The organism is Schleiferilactobacillus harbinensis DSM 16991 (assembly GCF_000425885.1).
GTDB lineage: Bacteria > Bacillota > Bacilli > Lactobacillales > Lactobacillaceae > Schleiferilactobacillus > Schleiferilactobacillus harbinensis.
Genome location: NZ_KE384472.1, coordinates 1 through 5,886 on the forward strand (window position 1 = coordinate 1; position 5,886 = coordinate 5,886).

Genomic DNA, 5,886 nt, shown 5'->3' on the forward strand with positions numbered 1-5,886 from the left:
AAGGAAGTAAGACCCCTGAGAGATGATCAGGTAGATAGGCTGGGAGTAGCAGCCCCGTGAGGGGTGGAGCGGACCAGTACTAATCGGTCGAGGACTTAACCAAGAGCGTACCGGAAGGTACGCACCTCAAAGAGTCACATTGGTGATTCGAAGAAAGACACTTCATGATGTCCAGTTTTGAGAGAACAAACTCTCAAATTTAAGTACAGTGGCGATAGCGAGAAGGAACTACCTGTTCCCATGCCGAACACAGAAGTCAAGCTTCTCAGCGCCGATAGTAGTTGGTGGGAAACTGCCTGTGAGGGTAGGACGCTGCTGTTCTTATTTTTTTATTCCGGTTTAGCTCAGTTGGTAGAGCGCTTGACTGTTAATCAAGATGTCGTCAGTTCGAGTCTGACAACCGGAGTTGATGGGACGAGTAGATCGTGCATCAAACTTTCGACTTGGAGAGCTGTCCGAGAGGCCGAAGGAGCATGATTGGAAATCATGTATACGGGCATTAACCTGTATCGAGGGTTCGAATCCCTCGCTCTCCGTTTTTGCATGTTTTCAGATGTTTCCAAAAGTTATCTTAAGCCCCTAGAAATGCTGCTAAGCCAGTGTTTCGGGGGCTTTTTTATTTTTCCCGGGATCTATTGTATTTCCTAGTTTTGGCAACCCCACTACACAAGTCACTACACACTACACTGATACAGCCTTGCATTATGGCGCACTGTACTACAACAGTTCTTGCATGGCATTAGTTGCCTTGGCAGCCTCTTGAGTATAAGTTTCATCCAGCAGATGCGAGTATACTTTTAAAGTTAGCGCAATGTTGGCGTGGCCAAGCCGCTTGGAAATGTAACTAATTTGAACACCTTGGCTCAGCAAGTAAGAGGCGTGTGTGTGCCGGAGACCGTGAAATGTGATCATATCATCAGCAGGAATACCAGCCGCTTTCTCGTACCAGCGCAGCGACTTATTGACTGCGTTATTGGATGGCACCTTGTAGTTCAGCCCACAGAATACCAGGCCCAAGGGATCGCGGTAGCCGCCTTCGAGATACCGTTCTGACTGTTCCTTGTGCAACTGGCTAAGCGCGTCTAAGAGTTTGCCTGAAACATCAATTGTGCGGATGCTGTGGGGCGTTTTCATCCGTTTAAAGCCGCTTTGTCCCACATAATCGTAGGCCCGATCCAGGGTGATCCGTTTATGCTGCCAGTCAATCCGGTCCCAGGTGACGGCTGCCACTTCTTCCATTCGTGCGCCAGTGAATGCGGCAAAATAGATCATGTAGGCGGTGACAGTGCGGGACGTCAAGTGTTTCTCGGTGACGGTGATGAGCTTCTTGAATTGTTTGATGCTCAAATATTTCTCTGATTCCGGCATGCCTGGTCGGCCGTTGTTTTTGACGCCAATAGTAAAATCGGTGAAAATGATCTGCTCAGACATTGCGTCGCGGACCATGGCGCGAATAAACGTGTTTACTTTCTGAACCGATTCATGAGAGTGATCAGCAGCAAAGCCGTCCAGGAACTTGATGTATTTTCGCCGTGTAACGTCGTTGAGCGCCACGCCGGGGAAACTGGCACGGATAAGGTCCAATACCCGTTTATACCAGTTCTCAGCGCCAATAGAGTAGCGTCCACCGAGTTTTGTATCCTTAATCCACTGCTCGTAATAGTCCACGAACGTGACGCTGCGCTCTGCCAGTTTGGCACCATGTTCCTTATCAACTTCCAGTTCCCGTGCCGCTGCGATTGCATCGCTCTTCTTTTCGAATCCAGACTTAGACTTGGACTTTTGCTTACCAGTGGCCGGGTCAGTGTAGAAAACTCGGTACTGCCACTTTGACCCACGTTTCTTTATTTCTGCCATTGTGTTTACCTCCCAATCTGGTAAAATAGGGTATGCAAAGAGCGTTGCCTTACGAATGGCTTTCATGGCATCGCTCTCCCATTCCATTATTCCTTCAATTTCTCACCCTTGCTCACCCGTCTCGGCCAAGAGATGCGGGTGGGCTTTTTTAGTACACGCATTTCAAATGCGTAAACCTCGTGCTATGTACGGGCCGTGAGGCCCGAAAAATAATTTATTTTCGCGATACCTCTAAAACGTATATATTATCGTCCATGTTAACCATCTGCACATTCATATTACCCCAAGAAATTGTCTTTTTTTTAACTCCAGATAACAAAGCACCGGATGTTTTGTCGGTTAGCTTCTGAACAACAGAATTTGGAATGGACAATGTTTTGGTAATAGAAAACATGCTCAAGGCGAATTTGTTGTTCATATGGCCAGCAGTCGATACGTCTAAAAGTTGGCCATGATTAACTTTCGCATGAAGAGTGATGCCATCACTCACAAATCTTTGGTTATCATTGTTGACATTTCCAAATTGGTTATCAATACTGGATGCTGATAAGTTGTCATTCGCAGTTTTTCTAAAAACTTGATAATCCATAATGCCCTGTGGCTGGCTAAAATATCTATAACTGATTCCCACGCCACCAACAACGATTACGAGCACAACCAACGCCAACATCCACCAACGTTTGTAAAGCTTCTTTTGCTTCATGATTTGCCTCCTTACAAATATTTGGCACCCCTGTATTTTACCCCTCGCAGAGCAGGGCGGCGAAAAAAGTTAAAGCCCATCCTAAATTTGGATGGGCTATTTTTATAGCATTACGATCCCCTGGATTGCGAAGTCGTCGAAGCTCTCAACAAGTATTGGCTTGTACTTAGGGTTCAATGAAACCAAGCGCACGCCATCTGGTTGGATGTCGATCTTTTTGACGTACGCATCACCATTAAGATCAGCAATGACAACCTGACCACTGTGGATATCGCAGTCATCGCATTTTTTTACGAAGATTATTTGGCCGTCTTCAAACATCGGTTCCATAGAATCACCATTGACGCGGAGAGCAAAGTCATAATCCGGAACAGGTCCGCTGAATGGAATGTCGTCGCCCGTATCATCGTCGGGAAGATACTCACCTGTCCCAGCCGATACAGTTCCGGCAATATGGAGAAGCATCGGCTGGCGTTCTTGGCGCTCGTCGTCAAGTGATATCACGTTTTCGTTTTGCTGCTCATCGAGCTGCTTTTCCGCGTACGTGCAGACTTTCTGCTGACGTGCAGGGTGGAGTTTCCGCATTGTATTTGTAGTTTTCTCAATCACGGTGTTGTCAGCACTCTTCGACAAGTCTTTATTCATCATGTCGTCTAACTTTACACCGAACATATTGGCAATATCAGCAAGGATTCCCGCTTTTGGAGTATACTTACCAGACTCCCATTCACTGACGGTAGAAACGCTTCGGTGGATCATTTCAGCGAATGTCTGCTGATCATAGCCGCGTTTTGTGCGCAGATACTTTAGATTTTTTGCAAACATGTCGAGTTCCTCCTTATTTCTATAGGAACAGTATACCACCACTTCGGAAAAACGGAAATATATTTCCGAATTTAATTTCGGAAAAACGGAATTTTATTGTTGACTTCGGAAAAACCGAACTGTATTATATAGACATAAAGAACGAAAGGAGGAAACAGTAATGAACGAAAAATCCGAGAAATTCACGCTTCGTCAATGGCGCGGAATTCGAGACATGCGAGTCAATGAGCTGGCGGCTGAGTCTGGCTTAACAGTGAAAACAATTAATAACTATGAGCGTGATATTGATCGTCTTCGTGGAGCCAGTTATAAGAACTTAGAGGCTATTGCAAAGGCTTTAGGGATTTCGGTTGGGGATATTTTTTTGTCACCAACTTCGGAAAAACCGAAGTACCCAGTAAAGGAGGCGGTATAGATATGAATGAACTACAGGAATTTAATTTTCAAGGCAACCAGCTTCGAACGGTGATGATCGACAGTGAGCCGTTCTTCGTGGGTAAAGATGCTGCAATGGCGATCGGATATAAGAACTTTCGGGACGCGATCAAGACCCACGTCAGGTCGAAGTACAAAAGGGAGTCGCGAATCACGACCCCCTTCGGAACTCAAACAATGACGGTTATTTCCGAGCCCGGACTTTATCAGTTGGCCAGTGAAAGCAAGTTGCCTAGCGCTGGTCCTTTCCAAGACTGGGTGTATGAGCAAGTCCTACCATCCATTCGCAAGCACGGCGCGTACATGACACCGGAAACGATTGAGAAGGCATTGCTTAACCCGGACACGATCATCAATTTGGCAACACAGCTCAAACTCGAACAAACCCGTACGGCCGCTCTTACGGCTGACAACGAAGCAATGAAGCCTAAAGCGTTGTTTGCAGACGCGGTGGCCACAAGTCATACAACCATCTTGGTCGGTGATCTTGCCAAGGTGCTCAAACAGAACGGCGTTGACATTGGTGCCAAGCGGTTGTTCTCCTGGCTACGTGAGCAAGGTTATCTCATCAAGCGGCAGGGAGCTGATTACAACAGCCCGACACAACGTGCGATGGAGCTAGGCTTGTTCGAAGTCAAGGAGACGGCGATCAGTCACTCGGACGGTCATGTAACAGTTCAGAAGACCCCAAAGGTGACCGGCAAAGGCCAGCAGTATTTTATCAACAAGTTTCTACAAAAGGAGGTTTCACGATGAACGAGCAAAACAGAAAAATGCCCATCGATGCAAGCAACATCAATGGACACTCTAAGATTTCAGCAGACATGAGCACGAGCATCGTAATTAACGGCCATCATAAGCGATTAATTGCGATCATCAAAAAGTTCGTGCAGGGTTTCCTGAATTAAACGAATTGAGAAACTTTTGCTGTCCTTATTGGACTCAGAAACAGCGTCAATAACGTCACTAGCGTGAATAGTGACGTTTAGCTCTGGTTCAAGTTTGTCAACTGCTCGTTGCAGAGCATCATCAATCTTTTTAGGCTCCAAAACAATCACCTCCTTCCGCCATCAGATGACTTGATTATCCCACTGTCGGAAGCTGGTGAACCGTGAAAATTTATGAAAGGGTTGATTCGCATGTTAGTCATTGACATCCCGTCCGCCATCATTGGCGGCATTATCATCAGTGCCTGTTGGTCAGAAGGTAAAGCAGTTTGGGTCAACCGGCACGAAGTTGTCAAGCTGCTCCGGAACGATTGGAAAGGAGGTGACGATACAGATGATCGATATGAAGATCGACAGTCACCATTACACGGCACTAGACGATGAAGAGTTTGCCGAGTACCAGCGGCTTAAGTCAGCAATCAGCCATGAAAACCTGCATGGTGTTTGGTCACTCCGCCAAGCTTATAAGTACATCGGTAAGGATTACAAATTCATGCAGTGTGTCCTCCACAGCCCTGATGGGCATGAGCTGTTTAAGAAAGTTGTGATTCCCAGCGATAAAGCACACGGCCATTACGATGTGTTTGCCGATGAATTTATTGATATTTGGGAAAAGCATAAGGCCGACTTGGTGCTCATTGCTCGGCGAATGCGCCCGGTGCTTTATCCAGACAAATGATAGGAGGAAAAGGAATGAACAATGCAAATTATATTGTGATGACAACAGCAACTGATATTTACAGCCATCTGTTGGAGCTGCGTGAAAGCAAGGTCCGCTATCTGACCAACATTGCGATTGATCCAACACCTGACCAATATCGAAACATGAAGAACACAGCATCAGACATCATGCTTCTGGATGACATTACTGACTGGATCAACAATAAAGAAAAAGCCGCCGACGGGGCAACGTCAGACGGCATTGGGAAAGGAAATTAACATCATGACTAATGTAAACCAAAACACGCCAAGTGTCACGAATTTCGGTGTGGAATTCACGCCGGCGTCTCTGGCTATCCAGAACTATGACGCCATGGTTGAGCAGACCAAGGCTATTGCCGCCAAGTACGCTAATCTGATGATCACCGAACGGACACTCAAAGCAGCCAAGCAATCACG

9 protein-coding genes, 2 tRNA genes and 2 rRNA genes are annotated in these 5,886 nt (G+C 46.5%); 9 read left to right on the forward strand and 4 right to left on the reverse strand.

Annotation, left to right across the window (positions count from 1 at the left end; translation table 11 throughout):
- The 4 genes from H627_RS0116180 to H627_RS0116195 form a co-directional block, all read left to right on the forward strand.
- Window positions 1-103, forward strand: a 23S ribosomal RNA gene (locus H627_RS0116180); the annotation flags it as partial.
- A 101-nt stretch (window positions 104-204) separates the two neighbouring features.
- Window positions 205-321, forward strand: a 5S ribosomal RNA gene (rrf, locus tag H627_RS0116185).
- A 12-nt stretch (window positions 322-333) separates the two neighbouring features.
- Window positions 334-406 (forward strand) — tRNA-Asn (locus tag H627_RS0116190).
- 39 nt (window positions 407-445) lie between these two features.
- A tRNA-Ser gene (locus H627_RS0116195) sits at window positions 446-536 on the forward strand.
- A 181-nt stretch (window positions 537-717) separates the two neighbouring features.
- Here the strand turns inward: H627_RS0116195 and H627_RS18905 are convergent.
- The 3 genes from H627_RS18905 to H627_RS18910 form a co-directional block, all read right to left on the reverse strand.
- Window positions 718-1,857, reverse strand: a complete 1,140-nt coding sequence (locus tag H627_RS18905) for a site-specific integrase (RefSeq protein ID WP_051225520.1) — start codon at window positions 1,855-1,857, stop codon at window positions 718-720.
- Between the two features lie 214 nt (window positions 1,858-2,071).
- On the reverse strand, window positions 2,072-2,560 hold the full coding sequence (locus H627_RS0116205) for a hypothetical protein (protein ID WP_027829755.1): 489 nt from the start codon (window positions 2,558-2,560) through the stop codon (window positions 2,072-2,074).
- Between the two features lie 102 nt (window positions 2,561-2,662).
- Window positions 2,663-3,385, reverse strand: coding sequence for a S24 family peptidase (locus H627_RS18910; protein WP_051225522.1), 723 nt, complete (start codon window positions 3,383-3,385; stop codon window positions 2,663-2,665).
- Window positions 3,386-3,545: 160 nt separating this feature from the next.
- On the opposite strand from H627_RS18910, the gene H627_RS0116215 reads away from it, so the two are divergent.
- Window positions 3,546-3,800 carry a helix-turn-helix domain-containing protein gene (locus H627_RS0116215; protein WP_027829756.1) on the forward strand — a complete coding sequence of 85 codons (255 nt, stop codon included), beginning with the start codon at window positions 3,546-3,548 and terminating at the stop codon, window positions 3,798-3,800.
- A gap of 2 nt (window positions 3,801-3,802) precedes the next feature.
- Window positions 3,803-4,576, forward strand: coding sequence for a phage antirepressor (locus tag H627_RS0116220; protein ID WP_027829757.1), 774 nt, complete (start codon window positions 3,803-3,805; stop codon window positions 4,574-4,576).
- Between the two features lie 107 nt (window positions 4,577-4,683).
- Here the strand turns inward: H627_RS0116220 and H627_RS19895 are convergent, their stop codons facing one another.
- On the reverse strand, window positions 4,684-4,869 hold the full coding sequence (locus H627_RS19895) for a hypothetical protein (RefSeq protein ID WP_016363728.1): 186 nt from the start codon (window positions 4,867-4,869) through the stop codon (window positions 4,684-4,686).
- Between the two features lie 232 nt (window positions 4,870-5,101).
- Between H627_RS19895 and H627_RS0116230 the strand changes: the two genes are divergently transcribed.
- From H627_RS0116230 to H627_RS20990, 3 genes are all read left to right on the forward strand, one after another.
- Window positions 5,102-5,446, forward strand: a complete 345-nt coding sequence (locus tag H627_RS0116230) for a hypothetical protein (RefSeq protein WP_027829758.1) — start codon at window positions 5,102-5,104, stop codon at window positions 5,444-5,446.
- Window positions 5,447-5,460: 14 nt separating this feature from the next.
- A complete protein-coding gene (locus H627_RS0116235; protein WP_027829759.1) occupies window positions 5,461-5,706 on the forward strand; it encodes a hypothetical protein in 246 nt (81 codons plus the stop codon).
- A 4-nt stretch (window positions 5,707-5,710) separates the two neighbouring features.
- On the forward strand, window positions 5,711-5,886 hold a 176-nt coding region (locus tag H627_RS20990), incomplete at its 3' end, for a DUF1351 domain-containing protein (RefSeq protein WP_162143247.1).